At 53.8% G+C, this 23,478-nt stretch carries 28 protein-coding genes; 3 read left to right on the top strand and 25 right to left on the bottom strand.

Going from position 1 to position 23,478, the window contains the following annotated elements:
• Positions 1 to 9: 9 nt before the first annotated feature.
• The 15 genes from rplW to fkpA form a co-directional block, all read right to left on the bottom strand.
• The gene (rplW, locus tag KGP26_RS26105) at positions 10 to 312 is read right to left on the bottom strand and encodes a 50S ribosomal protein L23 (protein WP_021182229.1); all 303 of its coding nucleotides are present in this window, start codon (positions 310 to 312) and stop codon (positions 10 to 12) included.
• Entirely contained in the window at positions 309 to 914 is a 606-nt protein-coding gene (rplD, locus tag KGP26_RS26110; protein ID WP_021182230.1) for a 50S ribosomal protein L4, read from the bottom strand. The genes rplW and rplD overlap by 4 nt, the downstream gene beginning before the upstream one ends.
• A gap of 10 nt (positions 915 to 924) precedes the next feature.
• Entirely contained in the window at positions 925 to 1,554 is a 630-nt protein-coding gene (gene rplC / locus KGP26_RS26115; RefSeq protein ID WP_004956193.1) for a 50S ribosomal protein L3, read from the bottom strand.
• A 31-nt stretch (positions 1,555 to 1,585) separates the two neighbouring features.
• Complete coding sequence (gene rpsJ / locus KGP26_RS26120; RefSeq protein ID WP_001181005.1) at positions 1,586 to 1,897, bottom strand: 30S ribosomal protein S10; 312 nt, start codon at positions 1,895 to 1,897, stop codon at positions 1,586 to 1,588.
• A 496-nt stretch (positions 1,898 to 2,393) separates the two neighbouring features.
• On the bottom strand, positions 2,394 to 2,873 hold the full coding sequence (gene bfr, locus KGP26_RS26125; RefSeq protein WP_021182231.1) for a bacterioferritin: 480 nt from the start codon (positions 2,871 to 2,873) through the stop codon (positions 2,394 to 2,396).
• A gap of 75 nt (positions 2,874 to 2,948) precedes the next feature.
• On the bottom strand, positions 2,949 to 3,143 hold the full coding sequence (gene bfd, locus KGP26_RS26130) for a bacterioferritin-associated ferredoxin (protein ID WP_223664758.1): 195 nt from the start codon (positions 3,141 to 3,143) through the stop codon (positions 2,949 to 2,951).
• Positions 3,144 to 3,276: 133 nt separating this feature from the next.
• Positions 3,277 to 4,461 carry an elongation factor Tu gene (gene tuf / locus KGP26_RS26135; protein WP_046808053.1) on the bottom strand — a complete coding sequence of 395 codons (1,185 nt, stop codon included), beginning with the start codon at positions 4,459 to 4,461 and terminating at the stop codon, positions 3,277 to 3,279.
• A gap of 71 nt (positions 4,462 to 4,532) precedes the next feature.
• A complete protein-coding gene (gene fusA / locus KGP26_RS26140; RefSeq protein WP_021181636.1) occupies positions 4,533 to 6,647 on the bottom strand; it encodes an elongation factor G in 2,115 nt (704 codons plus the stop codon).
• Between the two features lie 90 nt (positions 6,648 to 6,737).
• A complete protein-coding gene (rpsG, locus tag KGP26_RS26145; RefSeq protein ID WP_021181637.1) occupies positions 6,738 to 7,208 on the bottom strand; it encodes a 30S ribosomal protein S7 in 471 nt (156 codons plus the stop codon).
• A 91-nt stretch (positions 7,209 to 7,299) separates the two neighbouring features.
• Positions 7,300 to 7,674: a 30S ribosomal protein S12 gene (gene rpsL, locus KGP26_RS26150; RefSeq protein WP_021181638.1), complete on the bottom strand. Its 375-nt coding sequence runs from the start codon at positions 7,672 to 7,674 to the stop codon at positions 7,300 to 7,302.
• Positions 7,675 to 7,818: 144 nt separating this feature from the next.
• Positions 7,819 to 8,106, bottom strand: a complete 288-nt coding sequence (tusB, locus tag KGP26_RS26155; protein WP_021181639.1) for a sulfurtransferase complex subunit TusB — start codon at positions 8,104 to 8,106, stop codon at positions 7,819 to 7,821.
• A gap of 9 nt (positions 8,107 to 8,115) precedes the next feature.
• The gene (tusC, locus tag KGP26_RS26160; RefSeq protein ID WP_021808024.1) at positions 8,116 to 8,475 is read right to left on the bottom strand and encodes a sulfurtransferase complex subunit TusC; all 360 of its coding nucleotides are present in this window, start codon (positions 8,473 to 8,475) and stop codon (positions 8,116 to 8,118) included.
• A gap of 9 nt (positions 8,476 to 8,484) precedes the next feature.
• Positions 8,485 to 8,874 carry a sulfurtransferase complex subunit TusD gene (tusD, locus tag KGP26_RS26165; RefSeq protein WP_094981632.1) on the bottom strand — a complete coding sequence of 130 codons (390 nt, stop codon included), beginning with the start codon at positions 8,872 to 8,874 and terminating at the stop codon, positions 8,485 to 8,487.
• On the bottom strand, positions 8,874 to 9,596 hold the full coding sequence (locus KGP26_RS26170) for a transcriptional regulator (RefSeq protein WP_021181642.1): 723 nt from the start codon (positions 9,594 to 9,596) through the stop codon (positions 8,874 to 8,876). The genes tusD and KGP26_RS26170 overlap by 1 nt, the downstream gene beginning before the upstream one ends.
• 325 nt (positions 9,597 to 9,921) lie before the next feature.
• On the bottom strand, positions 9,922 to 10,800 hold the full coding sequence (fkpA, locus tag KGP26_RS26175) for an FKBP-type peptidyl-prolyl cis-trans isomerase (protein WP_121608460.1): 879 nt from the start codon (positions 10,798 to 10,800) through the stop codon (positions 9,922 to 9,924).
• 317 nt (positions 10,801 to 11,117) lie between these two features.
• Between fkpA and KGP26_RS26180 the strand changes: the two genes are divergently transcribed.
• Positions 11,118 to 11,345 carry a SlyX family protein gene (locus tag KGP26_RS26180; RefSeq protein ID WP_021808027.1) on the top strand — a complete coding sequence of 76 codons (228 nt, stop codon included), beginning with the start codon at positions 11,118 to 11,120 and terminating at the stop codon, positions 11,343 to 11,345.
• 45 nt (positions 11,346 to 11,390) lie between these two features.
• Here the strand turns inward: KGP26_RS26180 and slyD are convergent, their stop codons facing one another.
• The 4 genes from slyD to kefG all read right to left on the bottom strand — a co-directional run bounded on the left by slyD (position 11,391) and on the right by kefG (position 14,656).
• A complete protein-coding gene (gene slyD, locus KGP26_RS26185) occupies positions 11,391 to 11,978 on the bottom strand; it encodes a peptidylprolyl isomerase (RefSeq protein ID WP_021181645.1) in 588 nt (195 codons plus the stop codon).
• 94 nt (positions 11,979 to 12,072) lie between these two features.
• A complete protein-coding gene (locus tag KGP26_RS26190) occupies positions 12,073 to 12,276 on the bottom strand; it encodes a YheV family putative zinc ribbon protein (protein ID WP_037376686.1) in 204 nt (67 codons plus the stop codon).
• Between the two features lie 14 nt (positions 12,277 to 12,290).
• Entirely contained in the window at positions 12,291 to 14,102 is a 1,812-nt protein-coding gene (gene kefB / locus KGP26_RS26195; protein WP_021808028.1) for a glutathione-regulated potassium-efflux system protein KefB, read from the bottom strand.
• Entirely contained in the window at positions 14,102 to 14,656 is a 555-nt protein-coding gene (kefG, locus tag KGP26_RS26200) for a glutathione-regulated potassium-efflux system ancillary protein KefG (protein ID WP_071681295.1), read from the bottom strand. Before kefG ends, kefB begins: the two co-directional genes overlap by 1 nt.
• A gap of 134 nt (positions 14,657 to 14,790) precedes the next feature.
• Here kefG and KGP26_RS26205 point away from each other — a divergent pair, with 134 nt between their 5' ends.
• Positions 14,791 to 16,710 carry an ABC transporter ATP-binding protein gene (locus KGP26_RS26205; protein WP_094981637.1) on the top strand — a complete coding sequence of 640 codons (1,920 nt, stop codon included), beginning with the start codon at positions 14,791 to 14,793 and terminating at the stop codon, positions 16,708 to 16,710.
• A gap of 38 nt (positions 16,711 to 16,748) precedes the next feature.
• Here the strand turns inward: KGP26_RS26205 and KGP26_RS26210 are convergent, their stop codons facing one another.
• Both KGP26_RS26210 and prs read right to left on the bottom strand, forming a co-directional pair.
• Positions 16,749 to 18,239, bottom strand: coding sequence for a nicotinate phosphoribosyltransferase (locus KGP26_RS26210; RefSeq protein WP_094981638.1), 1,491 nt, complete (start codon positions 18,237 to 18,239; stop codon positions 16,749 to 16,751).
• A 10-nt stretch (positions 18,240 to 18,249) separates the two neighbouring features.
• Entirely contained in the window at positions 18,250 to 19,110 is an 861-nt protein-coding gene (prs, locus tag KGP26_RS26215) for a ribose-phosphate diphosphokinase (RefSeq protein WP_021808032.1), read from the bottom strand.
• A gap of 192 nt (positions 19,111 to 19,302) precedes the next feature.
• Between prs and KGP26_RS26220 the strand changes: the two genes are divergently transcribed.
• Complete coding sequence (locus KGP26_RS26220; RefSeq protein ID WP_021808033.1) at positions 19,303 to 20,022, top strand: NUDIX domain-containing protein; 720 nt, start codon at positions 19,303 to 19,305, stop codon at positions 20,020 to 20,022.
• A 3-nt stretch (positions 20,023 to 20,025) separates the two neighbouring features.
• Here KGP26_RS26220 and tauD read toward each other — a convergent pair whose 3' ends face one another.
• From tauD to tauA, 4 genes are read right to left on the bottom strand one after another with little or no spacing between them, the layout of a single operon-like run.
• Complete coding sequence (gene tauD / locus KGP26_RS26225; protein WP_071681300.1) at positions 20,026 to 20,874, bottom strand: taurine dioxygenase; 849 nt, start codon at positions 20,872 to 20,874, stop codon at positions 20,026 to 20,028.
• Positions 20,871 to 21,704 carry a taurine ABC transporter permease TauC gene (gene tauC, locus KGP26_RS26230; RefSeq protein WP_021181658.1) on the bottom strand — a complete coding sequence of 278 codons (834 nt, stop codon included), beginning with the start codon at positions 21,702 to 21,704 and terminating at the stop codon, positions 20,871 to 20,873. Before tauC ends, tauD begins: the two co-directional genes overlap by 4 nt.
• On the bottom strand, positions 21,701 to 22,468 hold the full coding sequence (gene tauB / locus KGP26_RS26235; RefSeq protein WP_223498570.1) for a taurine ABC transporter ATP-binding subunit: 768 nt from the start codon (positions 22,466 to 22,468) through the stop codon (positions 21,701 to 21,703). Before tauB ends, tauC begins: the two co-directional genes overlap by 4 nt.
• Positions 22,469 to 22,478: 10 nt before the next feature.
• A complete protein-coding gene (tauA, locus tag KGP26_RS26240) occupies positions 22,479 to 23,474 on the bottom strand; it encodes a taurine ABC transporter substrate-binding protein (protein ID WP_223664759.1) in 996 nt (331 codons plus the stop codon).
• Positions 23,475 to 23,478: the final 4 nt, after the last annotated feature.

Below are 23,478 nucleotides of genomic sequence, written 5' to 3' on the forward strand. Positions count from 1 at the left end.
TCCTCCGACTTACTCTGCGCCGCCGATGAAGTCCAAGTTCTGGCCTTCCTTCAGGGTGACGTAAGCTTTTTTCCAGTCGCTACGACGACCAACACGCTGACCTTGACGCTTCACTTTCCCTTTTACTACCAGGGTGTTAACGTCTTCGACTTCGACTTCAAACAGTTTCTGCACTGCAGCTTTGATTTCTGCTTTGGTCGCGTCTTTGGCAACTTTGAGTACGATGGTGTTGCTTTTTTCCATCGCAGCGGATGCTTTTTCAGATACGTGCGGTGCACGCAGCACTTTCAGCAAACGTTCTTCACGGATCATGCCAGCATCTCCTCAACTTGCTTCACAGCATCAGCAGTCATAACCACTTTGTCGAAGGCGATCAGGCTAACTGGGTCGATACCTGCTACATCGCGCACGTCAACCTTGTACAGGTTACGAGCTGCCAGGAACAGATTCTCATCCAGTTCACCGGTCACGATCAGCACATCTTCCAGGGCCATATCTTTCAGTTTCTGTGCCAGCAGCTTAGTTTTAGGCGCTTCTACAGAGAACTTCTCGACAACGATCAGACGATCTTGACGTACCAGTTCGGACAGGATGCTTTTCAGCGCGCCGCGGTACATCTTTTTGTTTACTTTCTGACTGTGGTCTTGTGGCTTCGCAGCGAAGGTTACACCACCAGAACGCCAGATCGGGCTCTTTACAGTGCCTGAACGCGCACGGCCAGTACCTTTCTGGCGCCACGGTTTTTTACCGGAACCAGTCACTTCAGCACGGGTCTTCTGAGCACGGGTACCTTGACGGGCACCTGCTGCATAAGCAACAACAACCTGGTGTACCAGCGCTTCGTTGAAATCACGACCGAAGGTAGTTTCGGAAACAGTCAGCGCGCTTTGCGCGTCTTTCAATACTAATTCCATTGCTATCCCCTTACGCCTTCACAGCTGGTTTAACGATCAGGTTGCCACCGGTTGCGCCCGGTACAGCACCCTTAACCAGCAGCAGGTTGCGCTCAGCGTCAACACGTACTACGTCCAGGCTTTGAACGGTTACACGCTCGTCACCCAGGTGGCCAGCCATTTTCTTGCCTTTGAACACTTTGCCCGGAGTCTGGTTCTGACCGATAGAACCCGGAACGCGGTGAGACAAGGAGTTACCGTGGGTTGCATCCTGAGTACGGAAGTTCCAGCGCTTTACAGTGCCAGCAAAACCTTTACCTTTGGAAGTACCGGTAACATCGACTTTTTTAACGTCAGCGAAGATTTCTACGCTGATTTCTTGACCTGCAGCGAACTCTTGACCTTCTTCAAGGCGGAATTCCCACAGACCACGGCCAGCTTCGACGCCAGCTTTAGCGAAATGACCCGCTTCCGGTTTGGTCACACGGTTAGCTTTTTTGCTACCGGTAGTGACCTGAATGGCACGGTATCCGTCGTTGTCCAGGTCTTTAACCTGAGTCACGCGGTTCGCTTCAATTTCAATCACGGTTACTGGGATAGAAACGCCATCTTCAGTGAAGATACGAGTCATGCCCACTTTTTTACCGACTAAACCAATCATTGTTTCAACCTCTCAATCGTCAATGACCTGATTAACCCAGGCTGATCTGCACGTCTACACCGGCAGCCAGATCCAGACGCATCAGAGCATCAACGGTTTTCTCAGTTGGCTCAACGATGTCAACCAGACGCTTGTGAGTGCGGATCTCGTACTGATCACGCGCGTCTTTGTTGACGTGCGGCGAGATCAGAACGGTAAAGCGCTCTTTGCGAGTTGGCAGCGGGATCGGACCACGGACTTGCGCACCAGTGCGCTTGGCAGTCTCGACGATTTCCGCAGTTGATTGATCGATCAGACGATGATCAAACGCTTTCAGGCGGATACGGATTCTTTGGTTCTGCATGAGACCAGAGCTCCAATTATTTATAAACGTAAATAATTACTCCTCACACCCATTTCGATTGATGGGGGAGTGTAATCGTCAACATATAACCCCCATATCGGGAGTATTGTTCGAAGGGCAAAACGTTCTTGCCAATCGACTGATTCGCTAAAATCAGGCTTACCAAGATTAGGTAAGCCCGCGCATTATACGCAAACCAGGCCAGGTTGCAAGCCACGGATGGAAATATGCTCAGAATGAGCGGTATTTAATGCGTTTTACCCCTCACCCCAACCCTCTCCTTTAGTGAGAGGGAGCCGATCGGCATTATTGGCAAGTACAGGAGATCGTCTGTAACAGAGGGATATTGAGGGTTGTTATGGCGTCTGTAACAGGGGAATGTGAGGACTGGTATGGGGTTAAAGCTGGTATGTAAAGGATGAATATCGTAGTTAAGTTGTGGTACGGGCTGTCCCCTCTCCCTGTGGGAGAGGGCTAGGGTGAGGGGGCCGTGATGTCAGTCTTTACGTTCCAGCACTTGCGCCTGGCAATAGTTTTGGATGCCAAGCCGCTCGATCAGGCTCAGCTCAGTCTCCAACCAGTCGATATGCCCTTCCTCATCGGCCAACACCTCTTTCATCAGATCGCGGCTGACGTAATCATGGATAGAGTCGGCATAGGCGATACCTTCCCGTAGGTTCTTGGCACCATCCAGTTCCAGAGCCAAATCGGACCTCAGCATCTCTTCGACATCTTCGCCGATATTCAGCTTGCCAAGATCTTGCAGGTTCGGTAGCCCTTCAAGGAACAGAATACGCTCGATGTAGCGATCGGCATGTTTCATCTCATCGATCGACTCGTGATATTCCTTCTCATTGAGACGCATCAGGCCCCAATTTTTGAACATACGCGCGTGCAGGAAGTATTGATTGATGGCAACCAGCTCGTTACCGAGCAGCTTGTTGAGGTGAGCAATGATCTTTTTATCGCCTTTCATAGGTAAATCCTCCTGGGCAGTTCTAAAAGTGTAGAAGCTGCGGGCCAAGAGTCAAAAAAATAACCCTACTATTTATTAGGCGACTTCGTGCATATGAATCAGGGTTGCGCGTTCCTCCACCATAATTTGCCTTGCCTGACGAATGCATTTACCGCAGTCGGTTCCAATCTGCACCAGCTCACGCAGTTGCTTCATGGTATGGGGATTGTGCTGACGCACCGCTTTGCGGATCGCTTTGTCGGACACAGCATTACACAAACATACGTACATAGAGAGACTCACTTCTTAACCAATGCAGTAAGTCTAAATAAGAATCGTTTTTATTTCAATTAAGATTGGTAAAAAATTGTATAAAAAAAGGGCACCGAAGTGCCCTCTTTTAGTGCTTATAAATTATTCGCGATTAAGCGATAACTTTAGCAACAACGCCCGCACCTACAGTACGGCCGCCTTCACGGATTGCGAAACGCAAGCCTTGGTCCATAGCGATTGGGTGGATCAGGGTAACAACCATGTTCACGTTATCGCCTGGCATTACCATCTCTACGCCTTCTGGCAGTTCGATGGTACCGGTCACGTCAGTTGTACGGAAGTAGAACTGTGGACGGTAGCCTTTGAAGAATGGAGTATGACGACCACCTTCTTCTTTGCTCAGGATATACACTTCTGAATCGAACTGAGTGTGTGGCTTGATGGAACCTGGTTTAGCCAGTACCTGACCACGTTCGATGTCTTCACGCTTGATACCACGCAGCAGAACACCAACGTTCTCACCAGCACGGCCTTCGTCCAGCAGTTTGCGGAACATTTCAACGCCGGTACAGGTAGACTTAACGGTGTCTTTGATACCAACGATTTCAACTTCTTCGCCAACTTTAACGATACCGCGCTCAACACGACCGGTAACTACGGTACCACGACCGGAGATGGAGAAGACGTCTTCGATTGGCAGCAGGAACGGCTGGTCGATAGCACGCTCTGGTTCTGGGATGTAAGAATCCAGGTGACCGGCCAGCTCGATGATTTTAGCTTCCCACTCAGCTTCGCCTTCCAGTGCTTTCAGCGCTGAACCACGAACAACCGGCAGGTCATCACCAGGGAAGTCATAAGCAGACAGAAGTTCACGAACTTCCATTTCTACCAGTTCCAGCAGCTCTTCATCATCAACCATGTCGCATTTGTTCATGAATACGATGATGTAAGGAACGCCAACCTGACGACCCAGCAGGATGTGCTCACGAGTCTGAGGCATAGGGCCGTCAGTCGCAGCTACAACCAGGATAGCGCCGTCCATCTGAGCAGCACCGGTGATCATGTTTTTCACGTAGTCGGCGTGCCCTGGGCAGTCAACGTGCGCGTAGTGACGAGTCGGGGTGTCATATTCAACGTGAGAAGTGTTGATGGTGATACCACGAGCTTTTTCTTCTGGCGCGTTATCGATCTGGTCGAAAGCACGTGCAGAACCACCGTAGGTTTTAGCCAGAACGGTAGTGATTGCAGCGGTCAGGGTAGTTTTACCGTGGTCAACGTGGCCGATAGTACCAACGTTAACGTGCGGTTTGGAACGTTCAAATTTTTCTTTAGACACGGCTATATTCCTTAACTCTTTTGCTCCCCCCTCATGGAGGGAGCACTGATCAATGTGTTAAACCCGAAAGCTTATTTACCACGGGCTTCAATAACGGCCTGAGCGACGTTGTTCGGCGCATCATCGTACTTCAGGAACTCCATGGAGTAAGAAGCACGGCCTTTGGTCAGAGAACGCAGTTGAGTTGCGTATCCAAACATCTCGGACAACGGAACTTCAGCGTGAATCTGAACGCCAGTAGCGTTGGATTCCTGACCTTTCAGTTGACCACGACGACGGCTAAGGTCACCGATGACGTCACCAGTGTTCTCTTCCGGCGTTTCAACTTCAACCTTCATGATAGGCTCAAGCAAAACAGGTTTTGCTTTCTTAAAGCCATCTTTAAAGGCGATAGACGCGGCCAGTTTAAACGCCAATTCGGAGGAGTCAACATCGTGGAAAGAACCGAAATGCAGACGCACACCGAGATCAACTACCGGATAACCGGCCAGTGGACCAGACTTAAGTTGCTCCTGGAGGCCTTTATCAATGGCAGGGATGTATTCCGTTGGGATCACACCGCCTTTAATGTCATTGATGAACTCGTAACCTTTCGGATTTGAGCCCGGCTCCAGTGGGTACATGTCGATAACAACATGACCATACTGACCACGACCACCAGACTGCTTGGCGTGTTTACCTTCGATGTCAGTAACTTTCGCGCGAATCGCTTCACGGTAAGCAACCTGTGGTTTACCCACGTTCGCTTCAACGTTAAATTCACGACGCATACGGTCAACCAGGATATCCAGGTGAAGTTCACCCATACCTGCGATGATGGTCTGACCTGATTCTTCGTCAGTCCATACGCGGAATGATGGGTCTTCCTTCGCCAGACGGCCCAGAGCCAGACCCATTTTTTCCTGGTCAGCTTTGGTTTTTGGTTCTACCGCTACGGAGATTACCGGCTCAGGGAACTCCATACGCTCAAGAATGATCGGGCTAGCAGGATCACACAGCGTATCACCGGTAGTTACGTCTTTCAGACCGATTGCTGCAGCGATGTCGCCTGCACGAACTTCTTTAATCTCTTCACGCTTGTTAGCGTGCATCTGAACGATACGGCCCAGACGCTCACGCGCGGCCTTAACGGAGTTCAGAACTGTGTCACCGGAGTTAACAACGCCAGAGTACACACGGAAGAACGTCAGGTTACCCACGAATGGATCGGTAGCGATTTTGAACGCCAGTGCAGAGAACGGCTCTGAGTCGTCAGAATGACGCACAGCCGGGGTATCTTTACCGTCGTCCAGAATACCGTTGATAGCTTCAACGTCATTTGGCGCTGGCAGGTATTCGATAACCGCATCCAGCATTGCCTGTACGCCTTTGTTTTTAAAGGCAGAACCACAGGTTACCAGAATCACTTCGTTGTTCAGCACGCGCTGACGCAGAGCTTTCTTGATTTCTTCCTCGGTCAGCTCTTCGCCGCCCAGGTATTTGTCCATCAGCTCATCTGAGGCTTCAGCTGCAGACTCAACCAGATTCTGGTGCCATTCAGCAGCCAGTTCTTGCATGTCAGCTGGGATCTCTTCGTATTCGAAGGTCACGCCTGCATCAGCTTCGTTCCAGTTGATGGCTTTCATTTTCACCAGGTCAACAACACCGGTGAATTTCTCTTCTGCGCCAATTGCCAGCTGCAATGGAACCGGGTTTGCGCCCAGACGAGATTTAAGCTGACCAACAACTTTCAAGAAGTTGGCACCCATACGGTCCATTTTGTTAACGAACGCGATGCGTGGCACTTTATATTTGTTAGCCTGACGCCATACGGTCTCAGACTGTGGCTGAACACCACCAACAGCACAGTAAACCATTACCGCGCCATCAAGCACACGCATGGAACGTTCTACTTCGATGGTGAAGTCAACGTGCCCTGGGGTGTCGATGATGTTTACACGGTGCGGCTCAAACTGCTTGGCCATACCAGACCAGAAAGCAGTTGTCGCTGCAGAAGTAATGGTAATACCACGCTCCTGCTCTTGTTCCATCCAGTCCATGGTGGCGGCGCCGTCATGAACTTCACCGATTTTGTGGTTTACACCGGTGTAGAACAGGATACGTTCGGTAGTTGTGGTCTTACCGGCGTCGATGTGAGCACTGATACCGATATTACGGTAGCGCTCAATGGGTGTTGTACGAGCCATTTGATTCCTCTATTGCCTTAGGCGGTTCGGTGAAACCAAGCGGGTTGGCTTCTTGAAGCGCCCACTTGGTTAGCATAACTACTGCGTGGATTACCAGCGGTAGTGGGCGAACGCCTTGTTGGCTTCTGCCATACGGTGAACGTCTTCACGCTTCTTAACAGCAGAACCTTTGTTCTCTGCTGCATCAGACAGTTCGTTCGCCAGGCGCAGAGCCATGGATTTATCACCACGTTTACGAGCTGCATCAACGATCCAACGCATTGCCAGGGCATTACGACGAACCGGACGAACTTCAACTGGTACCTGGTAAGTAGAACCACCAACGCGGCGAGACTTAACTTCTACAGTCGGGCGCACGTTGTCGAGAGCGACTTCGAAAGCTTCCAGGTGACCTTTACCAGAACGCTGAGCCAGGGTCTCCAGCGCGGTATAGACGATTGCTTCTGCAGTAGATTTCTTACCATCTACCATCAGAATGTTTACAAATTTAGCCAACAGCTCGGATCCGAACTTAGGATCTGGCAGGATTTTACGTTGGCCTATTACGCGACGACGTGGCATGGAAATACTCCGTTGAAAATTTCAGGATTGTCCAAAACTCTACGAGTTTATTTTGACATTAAAATGTTTGGCCTTACTTAACGGAGAACCATTAAGCCTTTGGCTTCTTCACGCCGTACTTGGAACGAGCTTGCTTACGGTCTTTAACGCCGGAGCAGTCAAGTGCACCACGAACGGTGTGGTAACGCACACCTGGCAAGTCTTTAACACGACCGCCACGGATCAGGATTACGGAGTGTTCCTGCAGGTTGTGGCCTTCGCCACCGATGTAAGAACTCACTTCGAAACCGTTAGTCAAACGCACACGGCAAACTTTACGCAGTGCGGAGTTTGGTTTTTTCGGGGTGGTGGTATATACGCGAGTACATACACCACGTTTCTGCGGGCAGGCTTCCAGCGCTGGAACGTTGCTTTTAGCAGCCTTCACAGAGCGTGGTTTGCGAACCAGCTGATTAATCGTAGTCATTAAAAAAAGCTCCTGGGTTTTGCTTCGTTTTTTGCTTCGTAAACATGTGATAAATCCCCCGTATGCACTTTTGGCACAGTACGAGGACGCAGAATTTTATGGCTGACTGGTAGAGGTGTCAAGAAATATACAACATCACCCGCATTACCATGCCATTTGGCTGTGGTGTTTCTCGGTTAACACAACGAAGTCAGTATAACCGATTAGCGTGATTTTGGGTGAAAAATGAACAGACAGGCCTCTGGCTTCCAGATCGTCCTGCAGCGCATAAAGGGATATGGGGGCATTGAGCAATAAATCAAGGCTGGCGCTACCGGACAGGCCGGCCAGTACGCCGTCTTGCAACAACAACAGAGCATCACCTTCTCTGGTGAGCCTTAACAACGCAGGCAGGTCGCAACGGGTTGGGGAATGGCTGAGGGTATACAGCATCAAAGTATCCTAGAAAGTCATGACCACATCGTAAGTGGCCAGTTTCTGGCGCAGAGTATCTGGCGGCAGAGTTTCGGCCTTCAGCACCCAGTCGGTGACCTGTTGCAGGCCGCGCTCCTGGATGGCCGTTGCGCAGAGATAGCAGTTTTCAACGTCATACAGCGGCAATACGCCAAAAGTGGCGATGTAATTGCGGGCCAGGATCTTTTCGGGTTGTTGGCCCGGCAGCAGTTGCAACACGCCATCGCCGACAAAAAATACGCCGATATCCTCGCTCAGTGCCGACGTCGCCAGTACCGCATCCAGCCCTTCCCTGCCAGCCGCACTGCCATGTGGCCCTTGGGTAAATACAAACGCAACTCGCTTCATTCTGCTCACTTAAAACTGTACCAGGCGATCGTTGCTCAGCGCCGCTTCGGCCAATGAGCCCAAACCGCTGAGGGTAAACCCCGGCTGCAGGTTGGCAGCCACCAACGCCAACTGTGCGGCTTCTTGCTCATCGGTCACGCCACGGCGCAAAGCTGCCGCCACACAGACATTAAGCTCCACGCCATGTTGCTGCGCCAGAGCCACCCACGCCCGCACCAGATCGAATTCATCGCTGGCTGGAGAGGTCAGTTGGTTGGCATTCAGCACCCCTTCACGATAGAAAAAAACGCTGGTAATGCGGTGGCCTGCCGCCAACAGGGCCTGGGCGAATTGCCAGGCGCTGCTCGCTTGCTGAGTACCATAAGCCGGGCCGGTGACCAATAGGCAGTAGTTAAGCATCAGCGCTCATTGCCCAGCAAATCGCCACTCTTGAACTGGCGGATATACAGGTAGACGGTATGCTTGGAGATATTCAGGCGATCGGCAACCTGATTGATCGCGTCTTTGATATCAAAAATGCCTTTCTCGTACAGGTTGAGTACGATCTGGCGATTTTTGGCGTTATTGGACACGTTGCGATCGGCATTCACCTCTTCGATGGTGAACTCCAACGTCTGCGCCACCAGATCGTCAACCGAGGAGGCGAAGTTGACCGAGGAAGCCACCTCCTGCGTTTCCGGCGGCATAAAGGTCTGGATAATCTGCGAGAACGGCACATCGAGATTCATGTTGATACACAGCAGGCCGATCACCCGCTGTTCGCGATTGCGGATGGCAATCGTTACCGACTTCATCAACACGCCACTTTTGGCCCGGGTGAAATAGGCTTTGGAGACGCTGCTGTCATCGCCCGCCATATCATGCAGCATACGCAGTGCCAGATCGGTGATCGGCGAACCGATTTTACGCCCGGTGTGTTCACCATTGGCAATACGCACGGCGGAGCATTTCAGATCCTCCAGGGAATGCAGCACGATTTCGCAGTGCCCACCAATCAGCATCGCCAGCCCATCGACCACGGCTTCATACGACTTCAGGATTTCATGGTCCGTCTGACTAAACGGACGCTCATTCAGCAAATCAAGTTCGCTGGCTTCGCTGGATAAAAGCGAATTTGACATCGAAGATACCACCTACATAGATCGCCTGTGCCAGGGGACGCAACTAAAACGGCTCGTGCAGGAGACAATCGCTGCCGGGAGCAGTTTTAGGTACACGCCCTAAGGGGCAGGCGCATGATTCATAAGTTCAGACCCAGAGTCTAGCAAAACGGTCAGATGCTGGTTCTTACATTTGCGCGTGATATTGACGTTAAGCCCGATGCCCGGCAGGCGTCAAGCGATCAGTAAAAACAGGGGGTAAAGTTGCAGGATATTTTGCATTCTTGGTACGCAGAAATGAAAACCGCCGCGAAGGACATTCGCGGCGGTTGGGAAAATCTCAGACTTATTTGGCTTTAGCGTCTGCAGCAGCTTCATCAGCCGCTTTTTCTGTTTTGTCGTCAGCCTTGGCTGCTGGTTTCACATCCAACAGTTCAACATCAAACACCAACGTGGAGTTGGCAGGGATCCCTGGAACGCCATTTTTACCGTAGGCCAGTGCCGGTGGGATAACCAGTTTGATCTTGCCGCCTTTCTTGATGTGCTTCAGGCCTTCGGTCCAGCCAGGGATCACGCCGTCCAGACGGAATGACAATGGCTCGCCGCGATCGTAGGAGTTGTCAAACACGGTGCCGTCGGTCAGGGTACCTTTGTAGTTTACCACTACGGTATCGCTGTCTTTCGGTGCTTCACCGGTCCCTTCTTTCTCTACTTTGTACAGCAGGCCAGATTCGGTTTTCTTCGCGCCTTTTTCTTTGGCGAAGGTTTCAGCGTATTTAACGCCTTTCGCTTCGTTTTCTTTCGCGTCCTGCTCCATCTTCGCCTGAGCAGAAGCCTTCACGCGCACTTCAAAACCTTGCAGGGTTTTTTCGATGTCAGAGTCATTCAGCTTGCTCTGCTTGGCAAACGCGTCCTTAACAGCCCCGAGCATCACGTCTTTGTCCAGCTTGATGCCCAGCTTTTCCTGTTCATCCAGCGAGTTTTCCATGTAGCGGCCGAGTTGAACACCCAGTGCGTAAGCAACCTGCTCATCGTCATTCTTGAACTTACCGGTGCTTGGTGCTTCTGCAGGTTTAGCCGCTTCAGCAGCAGGCGCAACCTCACCGGTAGTGGTAACGGTAGCTGCATCAGCAGGTTTGGCTGCATCAGCTGCCATAACTTGGGTCGCATTCAGAGCAAGCGCCATAGTGGTTGCCAGAAGCGTGACTTTAAACAAAGATTTCATCCATTTCTCCAGTGTCTGAAGCGGTGCCTCAAACCATCATTAAGTAAGTTAACCGGGCTACTATAGCTGCCTGAAACAAAACAAAACAGTCACACAGGTAACCAATCGAGTCAAGATGTGACCTCATATTGGTAGCAAAGTTCAAGAAAAATAATTATCGCATTGATAATTAACACCTTTATTTGACGGCCTTGCGAGTTGAATTGCCCGCCTTGCAGCAGTGATAAACCGCTTGCCGAAATTGGCAGGCACAAAGCCGAGCGCTACTGATAACATAGTGCCAGAATCCCGGATTTAACAGTGCCAGAGGTAACATCATGCACGAGCAAAACTACGACAGCCTGCTGCAGCGGTTGGAAGAGATGGAAAGCCGCCAGGCCTTTCAGGAAGTGACGATTGAGGAACTCAATCAAACCGTGGTACAGCATCAGCTTGAAATGCTGAAGATACAAGAACATCTGCGGCTGCTGACCGACAAACTGCGCGCCAGCCAACCTTCGATGATCGCCTCGCAGTCGGAAGAGACACCTCCCCCGCATTACTAAAAAAGGCCGCCGAAGCGACCTTTTGTTGCAGTTACAGCACCAGGATTAGTGGCAGCCGCAACCACCGTTGCCACCACAGCCGCCTTTCTTGCCGTGGTCATGATCGTGGTCGTGATCGTGGCCATGACCGCCACAGCAGCCGTCACCGTGTTCATGGTGATGATCGTGCTCACCGTGAACGTGGCCGTGGGCCAGTTCTTCTTCGGTCGCTTCACGCAGCGCCACAACTTCTACGTGGAAGTTCAGGTCTTGGCCAGCCAGCATGTGGTTACCATCAACCACTACGTGGTCACCATCAACTTCGGTGATTTCAACCGGAACCGGGCCCTGATCGGTATCAGCCAGGAAGCGCATGCCTACCTGCAGTTCATCAACGCCCATAAAGACGTCTTTAGGAACGCGCTGCACCAGGTTTTCATCGTAGTTGCCGTAAGCTTCGTTAGCGGCGACATGAACGTCGAAACGATCACCCGCTTCGTGACCTTCGAGTGCTTTTTCCAGACCTGCGATCAGAGAGCCATGCCCGTGCAGATAGTCCAACGGTGCACTCACCGGAGACTCATCAACCAAAACACCGTCTTCTGTACGTACTTGGTAAGCCAGGCTGACCACCAAGTCTTTTGTTACTTTCATGATATCTCCTACCGTTGGAAACTAAATCGGTGGAGATTGTAGCGGAAATCTCCAGCGCTGTACCCTTCAGCATAAAAAATCACGGCAGATAACGCTACTCTGGGTGAAAAATACCGATCACCTGCTCCTGCGGGCGAACGTGTTTTTCCACCTGTTGCTCGGTCTGGCGCTGATGGTGGCCACACTTGACACACTCCACTACTTCAACCTGGTCTTCACGCCAAACCGCCAGCGTATCCATAGCGTTACAGCTTGGGCAAACCGCCCCGGCGATAAATCTTTTACGAGTTGCAGACATCATTGTGCTCCGAATTATTCGTATTCATCATCCCAGCCGTCGAACTGCCGTTTTTCTTTTTGCATTTCGCGGTGGAAAAGTTCTTCCAGCTCGCGCCGGGCTTCTTTCACGCGGGAAATCTGAGCCACGTCCCCCAGATGCGGTGGCATCAATTCGCGCAGCATGCGCATATCCAGACGGCGAAAATGCTGCTGAGCGCGATAAGCCTGATGCGGGTGCATCCCCAACTCCGTTAACGCCTTGCGCCCTAGCTCCAGGGCGCTGGAGAAGGTTTCACGACTAAACTGTTTTACGCCAGCCTGCAACAACTCGTGCGCCTCCACACGCCCCCGCGCCCGCGCCAAAATGGACAGGTTGGGGAAGTGCTGCTGGCACAGATGGACGATGGCCATGGTATCTTCCGGCTCATTACAGGTAATGACGATAGATTTGGCCTTTGCCGCACCGGCTGCCCGCAGCAACTCCAGTTCCGTGGCATCTCCGTAGTAAACCTTGTAACCGTATCGGCGCAATACGCCAACCGCGCTAACGTCCCGCTCAAGCACGGTGATACGCTTCTTATTAGCCATCAGTAAGCGGCCAATCACCTGCCCGAAGCGGCCGAAACCGACGATAATGACCTGCGGATCGTCATCTGCCACGTAGGGCGCCTCTTCATCCTCATCTTTGGCGTTATAGCGGCGGGCCAGAATGCGATCGATAATCTGCATCAGCAGCGGCGTGGTCATCATTGAGAGCGTCACCACGACCAGCAGCAAGGCCAGTTGATCGTCGTCGAAAATATGCTGCGTCGAAGCCGCCGAGAACAGCACGAAGGCAAACTCACCGCCTTGGCTCAGCACCCCGGAAAATTGCAGACGTACCGAGCGCCGCAGGCCAAAGATACGCGCCAGCGAGTACAACACACCCGATTTCACCGCCACCAGGATCACCACGCCCAGCAGTACTTCCAGCAGATGGGTATACAACACCCCCATATTCAGCGCCATGCCTACCGAGATGAAGAACAACCCGAGCAGCAGCCCTTTGAAAGGCTCTATGGCGATTTCCAGTTCATGGCGATATTCGCTCTCTGCCAGCAGCACCCCGGCGATAAAGGTCCCCAATGCCATCGACAGGCCAAGGGCATCCATAAACAGCGCAGCCCCCAGCACCACCAACAGCGCGGCGGCGGTAAATATTTCACGCACCCCAGATGAGGCGATATAACGGAATAACGGGCGTAACAGGAAGCGCCCCCCGATCAGCATGCCGCCGAAGGCCGCGACCTTCATGGCGATTTTCGCCCAATCGTCGCTGGTACCCGCTCCCCCGGACAGGATCGGGATCAACGCCAGCGCCGGGATCACCGCCATATCCTGAAACAGCAGCACCGAGAAGCCTAACTGCCCCCCTTCGTTGCGGTTCATGCCTTTTTCACGCATCAGTTGCAGCGCCATGGCTGTCGATGACATGGCTAGACCAATGCCACCTATCACCGCCGCCTGCCAGGCAAAATGGCTGAAGTAAAGCAGCGCACCGAGCACGGCCGCCGTGACCAATACCTGCCCGGCACCGACACCAAAGATCGAGCGACGCAGTTCCCACAGTTTGGCCGGGTTCAGTTCCAGCCCGATGATAAACATCAGGAACACCACGCCCAACTCGGAGAAGTGCAGAATTTCATCCACATCCCGGATGAATCCCAATCCCCACGGGCCAATGGCAATACCGGCGATCAGATAGCCTAAAACAGCTCCGATCCCAAGACGGCGGGCGATCGGCACCGTCAACACCGCAGCAAACAGGAACAGCAATATGGCGGTTAATAGCGAGGAACCTTCCATCAGTGCCTCCCGGTGTGCGGCAACGGGTTACGCAGCCAGTCGCCATAAGCGCTGGCGTGACTGCTCAGCACTTCCGGTTTCTGACGGCGCGCCCAGTAAACGATCATCGGCGTCAGCCAGTGCATATGGCACATGGCCGCGGTCAGCTCAAAAGGGCGCAGAATATCCTCGATCGCATAACGATTGTAACCGCCAGTGCGATAGGCACCTTCCGGTTCCCCAGTGGTGATCACCGAACGCCAGTATTTGCCCGCCAGCGCATTACCGCCGATACCACTGGCAAACCCGCGGGACAGCACACGGTCCAGCCATTCTTTCAGCAACGCCGGGCAGCTATAGGTATATAAGGGGTGTTGGAAAACGATGACCTGATGGTCGCGGAGCAGTTGTTGTTCGTGATGGATATCAATAAAGAAATCCGGATAGTGCGCGTATAAATCGTGCACGGTGACATGTTCCAACTGCTGTGCCGGTTGTAACAAAACCCGGTTCGCTACCGAGTCCTGGGATTCCGGATGGGCATACAGCAGCAAAACCTTCGGCGGCTGTGACATCATTCCCCTCCAAAGCGTCGTCAGGGTGGCGGATTTCCGTTACCATGCAACGCAAAGACTAATAATAGGACTGCTACGCGTCCTGTTAACGTAAACTCAATTCAATTTAACATACTCTGAACAAACGGCGCTTTATGATTGTTTTCTCCTCGCTACAAATCCGACGCGGCACCCGCGTCCTGTTGGACAACGCCACGGCGACGGTTAATCCAGGTCAGAAGGTCGGCCTGGTGGGTAAGAACGGCTGTGGGAAATCCACGCTGCTGGCCCTTTTGAAAGGTGAGATCGCCGCAGACGGTGGTAGCTACACCTTTCCAAACAACTGGGCGCTGGCCTGGGTGAATCAGGAAACACCGGCACTGGAAGTGCCTGCCATTGAGTATGTTATCGATGGCGATCGGGAATTCCGCCAGTTGGAAGCCGAATTACAGGTGGCAAACGATAACAACGACGGCCACGCCATCGCCACGCTGCACGGCAAGCTCGATGCTCTGGATGCCTGGACCATCCGTTCCCGTGCCGCCAGCCTGTTGCACGGTTTAGGCTTTTCCAACGAACAGCTGCAAAGCCCGGTGCGCGCCTTCTCCGGCGGATGGCGCATGCGCCTCAACCTGGCGCAGGCTTTGGTTTGCCGTTCCGATCTGCTGTTGCTGGACGAACCCACCAACCACCTGGATCTGGATGCAGTGATCTGGCTGGAACGCTGGCTGAAAAGCTATCAGGGTACCCTGGTGCTGATTTCGCATGACCGTGATTTCCTCGACCCTATCGTCGACAAGATCCTGCACATCGAAAATGAGACCATCAACGAATATACCGGCAACTATTCCTCCTTCGAGCGCCAGCGCGTCACCAAACTGGCACAGCAGCAGTCGCTGTATCAGAGCCAACAGGAGAAAGTGGCACATCTGCAAAGCTACATTGACCGTTTCCGTGCTCAGGCCACCAAGGCCAAACAGGCACAGAGCCGCATCAAGATGCTGGAGCGGATGGAGCTGATTGCCCCTGCGCACGTCGATAACCCGTTCACGTTTAGCTTCCGCCAACCCGAAAGCCTGCCGAATCCATTGCTGCGGATGGAAAAAGTCAGCGCAGGCTATGGCGACAAAGTGATCTTGCAGTCAATCAAGCTCAACCTGGTACCCGGCTCACGTATTGGCCTGTTGGGGCGTAACGGTGCCGGTAAATCAACGCTGATCAAAATGCTGGCTGGCACGCTGGAGCCCCTCAGCGGAGAGATCGGGCTGGCAAAGGGCATCAAACTGGGTTACTTCGCCCAGCATCAGTTGGAGTTCCTGCGCGCCGATGAGTCGCCACTGCAGCATCTGAGCCGCATCGCCCCTCGCGTGTTAGAACAGCAGTTACGCGATTATCTTGGCGGCTTCGGCTTCCAGGGCGATAAGGTCACCGAAATCACCGAACGTTTCTCCGGCGGTGAAAAGGCACGGCTGGTGCTGGCGCTGATCGTCTGGCAGCGCCCTAACCTGCTGCTGCTCGATGAACCGACCAACCACCTGGATCTGGATATGCGCCAGGCGTTGACTGAAGCGCTGATCGATTTCGAGGGGGCGTTGGTGGTGGTTTCGCACGACCGTCACCTTTTGCGTTCTACCACCGACGATCTGTATCTGGTGCACGACGGCCAGGTGGAACAGTTCGAGGGCGATCTGGACGATTACCAGCAGTGGCTTAGCGATCTGCAAAAGCAGCAGGCACAGCAGGATGCCGCACCAAAGCAGGATAACGGCAACAGCGCCCAGGCGCGTAAAGACCAAAAGCGCCGTGAAGCCGAATTCCGTACGCAAACCCAACCACTGCGTAAGCAGATCGCCAAGCTGGAACAACAGATGGATAAGCTGGGTGCAGAATTGGCCGCGGTGGAAGAACAGCTGGCAGACTCGGCGCTGTACGACATCAGCCGCAAAACCGATCTGACCGCCTGCCTGCAAAAGCAAAGCCAGGCCAAATCCGCTCTGGAAGAAACGGAAATGACCTGGCTGGATGCCCAGGAACAGCTGGAAAATCTGACCCAGGCGTTTGAGTCGGAGAGTTAATCATAGTTGCCCCCTTTTCTACTGAGAGGGGGCAACCTTTATCTGTAGCAGGCAATGCGCTGGCGGATCTGTTCCAGTGAGTCCCGGTTATAGAGTTTGCCATCCAGGAAGCGCGTTTTCAGTTCACCCTGCTGCTCCTGCTGCCAGTCCTGATTATCCAGCAGTTGATATTCTCCTTCCCCATCGCGGATCACCCGCAACAAACCGCGTGCAGATTGTTTCAGGCCGCTGTCGGTCTTCGGTTGTTTGAAGATGGGACGCCCCACCCCGTTCACCTCACCGTAGGTGGCCTTCATCGCGAAACCAAAGGTATCGCGGGTATTATACTGATAAGTAAAGGAACCCACGCCAAACACTACGTTAGAGCTGGCAAAACCTTTCGCTTCCAGGCGTTGCAGGATTTCCTGGGCGCGTTCCAGAGTAATGGAGTCGCCATAAATCAGCCCGACATGGGGATCCAACACTTTGTAGCCCTTGCTGTTAACCGTGCCGCCAAAGATTTCCCACAACACTTCCACCGAGCCTTTCTCTTCGGCGCTGCGTTGCGCACTGCGATCGCTGTCGTTGCCGGTTCCACAAAGAATAGCCACCGGATCGCCACTGTCTGGGCGGAAGACTACCCTGCCATCGCGCGCCATGATTTTGCTGTGCAACTCACGGGTAAACTCCGTTAGCACCTGCCAGTAATCCCAGGTATCCGACACGATGGAAACCAATCCATTTGGGTAGAGATCTTCAATCAAACGGCGGAACGTTTCGATCTCCGTTGCCTGCTCTCCCATGCACATCACGCTATGTTCGGTGGCGGGGATGCTGCCAGCCACGAAGTAATCTTCTGCGGTTGGATAATACCTCTGTGCGTACAGCACCGCCGGAATGTTGTCGGTGCCCTTGAAGCTGAGCAAATGCCCGGTACCGGCCTGCGCGACATCATGCATCCCTGACATGCCGCGGAAGGAAAAATCGTGGCATTGGAAATCCAGATGCGCCAGGTCATCGCAGGTTTTATCCGCCCACATCTGGCAGATCTTGCGATAATGATGGGCAAGGGTGGCATTGGTGGAAGCCTTCCACAGTTCGGCCGAGATCACCGTTTCCAGGTAGTTGACCAGCCAGAAGAACTCCTCACGCGTATTGGTAATGGTCAGCACTGGTACCTTCATCCTCACCTTGCTGCCTTCGTCCAACCCTTTGATATGCAGCGGTAGATAACCCAACCGATGCAGGGCGCGAATATGCTCCACGCAGACCCGGTCCTGACCAATGTAGCTATCCATCAGCGTTTTATATTCCCCCACTACCTGCTCCTCCGGTTGGGCAAAGAATTGCTGATTAAATAAATCCACCATGAACCACTGCAAAAACCCCTGTAAACCAAAGAACACCAGTTGGCCGTCTGGCAGCGGGGAGGCAAAGAACCGATCGCTGCGCGGCGTAAAGTTGGAATAGATCCGCGTAGTACCCAGCGGATATTGCTCACGGTGTGACACTTTGTAGCCATCAATCGCCAGAATAGGATTGGTTAACATAGTCGGTTCCTTAGTGAGCGTAGATACGCGCAATATCAATCAGTTCAACACGTTGCTCAGCGAGTTCCGCCGCAGCATAGGAAGTGGTGGTATAGATGTTATCAATGCCTTGATTCAGCAAAGCCGCGGTACCTTTGGAAAATACCCCGTGGGTGACATATAGGCTGACCGTACGTGCCCCCGCCTGGCGTAAAACCTGGGCCGAGCCGATAAAGGTGCCGCCACCGTCGCACAGGTCATCCACAATCAGCACATCTTTGCCCTGCACATCACCAGCCAGCAGTTCAAAGCCCGTCAGTTCGCCACTGAACACGTTCCGGTGTTTGGTCAGGATGCCGTATTGCGCAATGCCAAAGTGGGCCGCCACCGCGTGAATTTTTTTCAGCGCTCCGGCATCCGGAGCCACCAGGAACAGTTGCTGCTGGGTCAGTAAATTGGCCAGTCTGCGGTTGTGCTGCATACACTGCTGCTGAGTAATGATGTGCATGTTGTCGATCACAGCGGCAGCTACTTCACTGTGTGGATCCAGCACCGTCACACGGTCAAACGCCAAGGTGTTGAGTAATTGGCCGAAAACCTTGAGCGCAAAGCTATCGCCGGAGGCCATATGGCGATCCTGGCGGGCGTAGGGCAGATAAGGCAGCTCAAGCAGGCTTTCTTTGATCAGAAACTGGTGGCGTACCGCCTGCGTCAACTGTGCCAACAGCATGAAGTCATCCATGCTGCGCATTGCGCTGGCACGAATACGCATCTGCGAAGTCCCCGTTGTTTCAGGCTGTGCAAACCGGGCATACACCGCCCCATCGGGAAACTGTCCGGTTGTCACCTTCACTTCAATGTCGTTCAAAAACAACTGCAGTTGTGCGCTCATATTCTTCCCTCCATCAATAACTGTCCCTGGGACACTTATATAATTGTCCAAGAGACAGTTATTGGCAAGCAAAAAAATGTCTTAATCGCAGCAAATTCGCTTAACCATTTGTTTATTTGAGCTTTTAATAATTATCATTAGCCGGCAGCTATTGTTATATTGTCCCAAAGACCTTTTTAGCCGAGCGCCAGCATGACCACCCAAGCCGAGTACCTGAAAAACTACGATCCGCGCCTCTTCCCCTCACCGCTTGTCACCGTCGACAGCGTGCTGTTTACCGTGCACGGCGGGAAACTGTGCGTGCTGTTGGCCAAGCGCGCTAATCACCCTTTCCTCAATCAATGGGGATTGCCCGGCGGGTTTATCGATTTGCAGCGCGACACCTCAACGCAAGCGACGGCCGAACGTAAACTGAGGGAAAAAACCGGTGTGGTACCGCCCTATCTGGCGCAGTTGGCCAGTTTTTCTGGCCCGGAAAGGGATCCGCGTGGCTGGAGCCTGACCACGGTCTACTTTGCTCTGATCGCCCATGCCGATTGCCAGCCGCATATCGCCGACGTGAATGACGTCGCCTGGGTGCCATTGGACAACCTGCAAACACAGCAGTTAGCTTTCGACCATCAAACGATCGTGGAAGCGGCACTTCAGCGGCTACGGCAAAAAACGGCTTACTCCATGCTGCCGGTCTATTGCCTGCCAGCGGAGTTCACACTTTCCCAATTGCAGGAAGTGATTGAGATCATTTTGTCGCATACGGTGCAGCGCAAAAGCCTGATGCGGCGTTTTGACGCTTCGGAAATGTTTGAGGAAACCGGTGAGAGAGTGGCAACAGGCGCACGCAAGGCACGCCTGTACCGTAGGAAAGCGGGGGTAGATATGAGAAACTTTTCCAGAAACCTGATGGTGGAGTGATCCTCAGGCGCGATAGAACGGCTTATCCCCCAAAATGGTCGCACGGTGCATAATGCGCCGCTGCGGCAGGTAATCCGCATTGGCGTAATGCTGCGTCACCCGGTTATCCCAGATGGCAATATCATTGGCCTGCCAGCGCCAGCGCACCTGAAACTCCGGCTTGGTGATATGCGCAAACAGGAAGTTCAGCAGAGCATCACTCTCCTTCGCCGCCAGATCGACAATCCGCGTAGTAAATCCTTCATTAACGAACAGCGCCTGCTTGCCGGTCACCGGATGGGTGCGGATCACCGGATGCAATAACGGTGGATTTTTCTGCACGGCCAACTGCCAGCGCTGATGCTCTTCCTCACTGCCACGATGTTTATATTCGGGGAACGACTTGGTGAAGTCATGCTCCGCCTGCAACCCGGCCAACAACTTTTTCAGCGGTGAGGACAACGCCTCATACGCGGCAATCCCGCTGGCCCACAGCGTGTCGCCACCGGTCGTCGGCAGCTGCTTGGCGGCTAAAATCGCCCCCTGCGGCGGGTTTTCGATAAAGGTGACGTCGGTATGCCAGTTGTCGTTATCCGGCGGATTATCGTCATGGGTATCCAGCACGATGATCTCCTCCACATCGGGAGCATGCGGATACACCGGGTGAATATGCAGATCGCCGAAACGCCCTGCCAGCTCGCGCTGTTGTAATGGCGTGATGGGCTGATCGCGCAGGAACAGCACCTGATGCTTGAGCAAAGCATGGTAAAGCTGTTCAAACTGGCCGTCGCCCAATGGCCGCGCCAGATTGACGTTTTCCACCAGCGCGCCGATATAAGGCCCCAACGGGGTAATTGCTAAACGTTCGTTCATTGCTGTACTCCATGCCAGGGGGTCAAACGGCGCTGTAAGGCACGCAGCCCCAGCTCCAGACCAAATGCAATTATCGCAATCACGCTGATACCGGCGATGACCACGTCGGTCGCCAAAAACTCACCGGCGGACTGCACCATAAATCCCAGACCGCGCGTGGCAGCAATCAGTTCAGCGGCCACCAGCGTAGACCAGCCGACGCCCAGGCCAATACGGATGCCGGTCAGAATTTCCGGAAGCGCGCTGGGCAACACCACAAAGCGCAGCAGTTGCCAGCGGTTGGCCCCCAAAGCTTGTGCAGCACGAATGCGCACCTGCGCTACGCTGCGTACACCTGCCACGGTCGAAAGCGTCACCGGGGCAAAAATCGCCAGGTAGATCAGCAGGATTTTCGAGGTTTCACCGATGCCAAACCAGATCACCATCAGCGGCAGATAGGCCAGCGGCGGCACCGGACGATAAATTTCAATCAGGGGATCAAGCAGGCCGCGCACGGTCTCACTCAGCCCCATCGCAATGCCCACCGGGACGCCGATGACCACAGCAGCCAGTAATGCCACCAGGATCCGCCCAAGACTCGCGGCCAGGTGTTGCCATAGCGTGGCATCCATAAAGCCTTGTGGGCTGGCAATGACCACCAACTGATGCAATACCTGCTGCGGTGCGGGCAGAAATAACGGGCTGATCAGCTGCAAGGTAGTTACTGCCCACCAAACCGCCAACACCACCAGCAAGGTTGCCGTGCTCAGCTTGAGGCTGCGCGGCAGCGTGAAACGAGATTGGCGCACCGCTGTCGGTACTGCGGCTTTCAGAACAGAATGCAGGCTCATAGCAAGGCCTCGCGCTGTTGGAACACCCGGCCCAGCACGTATTCACGCAGGGCGATAAACTCAGGATCGGACTTGATGGCGCGGCAAGCCTCTCCGGCGGCATAGCGCTGGCCAAAATTCAGCGATAAACGCTCCACCACCTGCCCAGGACCAGGAGAAAGCAGTAACAGCTCGCTGGCCAGGAATACCGCTTCTTCGATGTCATGGGTGATCAACAGCACCTGCTTGCCGGTATCACGCCAAATATTTAACAGCAGTTCCTGCATCTGTTCGCGAGTGAATGCGTCCAGTGCCCCGAAAGGCTCATCCAGCAGCAACAGCCGAGGGTCGGCTGCCAAGGCGCGAGCAATACCCACCCGCTGACGCATCCCACCGGACAGTTGCCAGATGAAGTGTTGCTCATAGCCGGCCAGCCCAACGCGTTGCAACATCTGCTGCGCCACCTTGCGGCGCTGCAGTTTGGCCACACCGGCCAGTTGCAAGCCAAACTCCACGTTATCCACCACGTTGCGCCACGGCAGTAAGCCTTCATGCTGGAAGACCACGCCCCGCTCGGCACCCGGGCCTTTGACGGGGACATCATCCAGCGTAATGCTGCCTGCCGTTGGCTCAATAAACCCGGCGATCAAATTCAGCAACGTGGTCTTGCCACAGCCAGAAGGCCCCAACACCACCACCAGTTGCCCGCCGGCGATCTGGAACGACACATCGCGCAGCGCCGCACGCCCCTGATAATCGGCCGAAAGATGGTTAACGTTTAGCATGGTGGATCCCTTACGACTGCGGTGCAGCCTGCACCTGTTTGACAAAGCGGTCGGTCACATAGGCGCTGTAATCACTGTCCGCCTGCGGGATCTTGCCTTGTTGCTTAAGGAACTCGGCGGTATCGCGAATAGCTTTATCTACCGGCTGGCCCAGTTGAGTGATCTGATCGGCGACCGGCAGGTAACGGTTACCCTTCACCAGTTCCGGTACCTGCTCTGCCGGCACTCCACTCAGGCGAGCTAGCGTACTCAGGTTACTTGGGTCTTTCAGCCACTGCTCCGGCTGTGCCAGGTAGGCCTTCTGTGCTTGCAGGGCGCTGGCAGCAAACGCGGTGACGACCTCAGGATGCTGCTTGGCAAAGTCTTTACGCACTACCCACACGTCCAGCGTTGGTGAGCCCCACTGGCCAACCTGCTCGGAATCGGTCAGCACCTTGCCTTGTTTGGCGAGTTCATTGACCACCGGAGCCCATACGTAAGCCCCGTCGATATCCCCACGCTGCCAGGCCGCCGCAATGGCTGGCGGTTGCAGGTTGAGAATTTGCACCTGGTCAGGTTTGATGCCCCAGTGTTTCAGAGAGGCCAGCAGGCTGTAGTGAGTGGTGGAAATGAACGGTACCGCAATGCGCTTACCGATCAGATCCTGGGGAGATTTAATGTCCTTTTTCACCACCAGCGCTTCGGAACTACCCAACTGCGAGGCGATCAGGAACACTTCGATAGGGAGCTTCTGGCTGGCGGCCACGGCCAGTGGGCTGGAGCCGATATTGCCAATCTGCACGTCGCCAGAGGCCAGCGCACGCAACACGCTGGAGCCGCTGTCGAACTTGCGCCAGTCAACGGTCGCGCCAGACTGTTTGGCAAAGCTGTTTTCCGCCTGCGCCACCTTGGCGGGTTCGGCGGAGGTCTGGTACGCCACGGTGACGTCCACTGCCTGGACACTGGCCGCACCGAGCGATAAAGCCAACAATACTGCACTGCGTAATGAGAAAAGTTTGCTCGCCATGATC

Origin of the sequence: Serratia sp. JSRIV002, assembly GCF_019968725.1 — a bacterium.
In the GTDB taxonomy this organism is placed as follows: Bacteria; Pseudomonadota; Gammaproteobacteria; order Enterobacterales; family Enterobacteriaceae; genus Chania; species Chania fonticola_B.

What these genes read in the sequence shown, in the direction of transcription:
- prs (WP_021808032.1), bottom strand. Translation starts at nt 19,110, where the DNA reads ATGAGCGCACAACTGCAGTTGTTTTTGAACGACATTGAAGTGAAGGTG.
- kefG (WP_071681295.1), bottom strand. Translation starts at nt 14,656, where the DNA reads ATGTCACAGCCGCCGAAGGTTTTGCTGCTGTATGCCCATCCGGAATCC.
- fkpA (WP_121608460.1), bottom strand. Translation starts at nt 10,800, where the DNA reads ATGAAATCTTTGTTTAAAGTCACGCTTCTGGCAACCACTATGGCGCTT.
- rpsG (WP_021181637.1), bottom strand. Translation starts at nt 7,208, where the DNA reads ATGCCACGTCGTCGCGTAATAGGCCAACGTAAAATCCTGCCAGATCCT.
- tusC (WP_021808024.1), bottom strand. Translation starts at nt 8,475, where the DNA reads ATGAAGCGAGTTGCGTTTGTATTTACCCAAGGGCCACATGGCAGTGCG.
- tauD (WP_071681300.1), bottom strand. Translation starts at nt 20,874, where the DNA reads ATGAACGAACGTTTAGCAATTACCCCGTTGGGGCCTTATATCGGCGCG.
- tauB (WP_223498570.1), bottom strand. Translation starts at nt 22,468, where the DNA reads ATGCTAAACGTTAACCATCTTTCGGCCGATTATCAGGGGCGTGCGGCG.
- kefB (WP_021808028.1), bottom strand. Translation starts at nt 14,102, where the DNA reads ATGGAAGGTTCCTCGCTATTAACCGCCATATTGCTGTTCCTGTTTGCT.
- bfd (WP_223664758.1), bottom strand. Translation starts at nt 3,143, where the DNA reads ATGTACGTATGTTTGTGTAATGCTGTGTCCGACAAAGCGATCCGCAAA.
- rplD (WP_021182230.1), bottom strand. Translation starts at nt 914, where the DNA reads ATGGAATTAGTATTGAAAGACGCGCAAAGCGCGCTGACTGTTTCCGAA.
- bfr (WP_021182231.1), bottom strand. Translation starts at nt 2,873, where the DNA reads ATGAAAGGCGATAAAAAGATCATTGCTCACCTCAACAAGCTGCTCGGT.
- slyD (WP_021181645.1), bottom strand. Translation starts at nt 11,978, where the DNA reads ATGAAAGTAACAAAAGACTTGGTGGTCAGCCTGGCTTACCAAGTACGT.
- fusA (WP_021181636.1), bottom strand. Translation starts at nt 6,647, where the DNA reads ATGGCTCGTACAACACCCATTGAGCGCTACCGTAATATCGGTATCAGT.
- KGP26_RS26205 (WP_094981637.1), top strand. Translation starts at nt 14,791, where the DNA reads ATGATTGTTTTCTCCTCGCTACAAATCCGACGCGGCACCCGCGTCCTG.
- KGP26_RS26180 (WP_021808027.1), top strand. Translation starts at nt 11,118, where the DNA reads ATGCACGAGCAAAACTACGACAGCCTGCTGCAGCGGTTGGAAGAGATG.
- tusD (WP_094981632.1), bottom strand. Translation starts at nt 8,874, where the DNA reads ATGCTTAACTACTGCCTATTGGTCACCGGCCCGGCTTATGGTACTCAG.
- rpsL (WP_021181638.1), bottom strand. Translation starts at nt 7,674, where the DNA reads ATGACTACGATTAATCAGCTGGTTCGCAAACCACGCTCTGTGAAGGCT.
- rpsJ (WP_001181005.1), bottom strand. Translation starts at nt 1,897, where the DNA reads ATGCAGAACCAAAGAATCCGTATCCGCCTGAAAGCGTTTGATCATCGT.
- KGP26_RS26170 (WP_021181642.1), bottom strand. Translation starts at nt 9,596, where the DNA reads ATGTCAAATTCGCTTTTATCCAGCGAAGCCAGCGAACTTGATTTGCTG.
- KGP26_RS26190 (WP_037376686.1), bottom strand. Translation starts at nt 12,276, where the DNA reads ATGTCTGCAACTCGTAAAAGATTTATCGCCGGGGCGGTTTGCCCAAGC.
- rplW (WP_021182229.1), bottom strand. Translation starts at nt 312, where the DNA reads ATGATCCGTGAAGAACGTTTGCTGAAAGTGCTGCGTGCACCGCACGTA.
- KGP26_RS26220 (WP_021808033.1), top strand. Translation starts at nt 19,303, where the DNA reads ATGACCACCCAAGCCGAGTACCTGAAAAACTACGATCCGCGCCTCTTC.
- tauA (WP_223664759.1), bottom strand. Translation starts at nt 23,474, where the DNA reads ATGGCGAGCAAACTTTTCTCATTACGCAGTGCAGTATTGTTGGCTTTA.
- KGP26_RS26210 (WP_094981638.1), bottom strand. Translation starts at nt 18,239, where the DNA reads ATGTTAACCAATCCTATTCTGGCGATTGATGGCTACAAAGTGTCACAC.
- tauC (WP_021181658.1), bottom strand. Translation starts at nt 21,704, where the DNA reads ATGAGCCTGCATTCTGTTCTGAAAGCCGCAGTACCGACAGCGGTGCGC.
- tusB (WP_021181639.1), bottom strand. Translation starts at nt 8,106, where the DNA reads ATGCTGTATACCCTCAGCCATTCCCCAACCCGTTGCGACCTGCCTGCG.
- rplC (WP_004956193.1), bottom strand. Translation starts at nt 1,554, where the DNA reads ATGATTGGTTTAGTCGGTAAAAAAGTGGGCATGACTCGTATCTTCACT.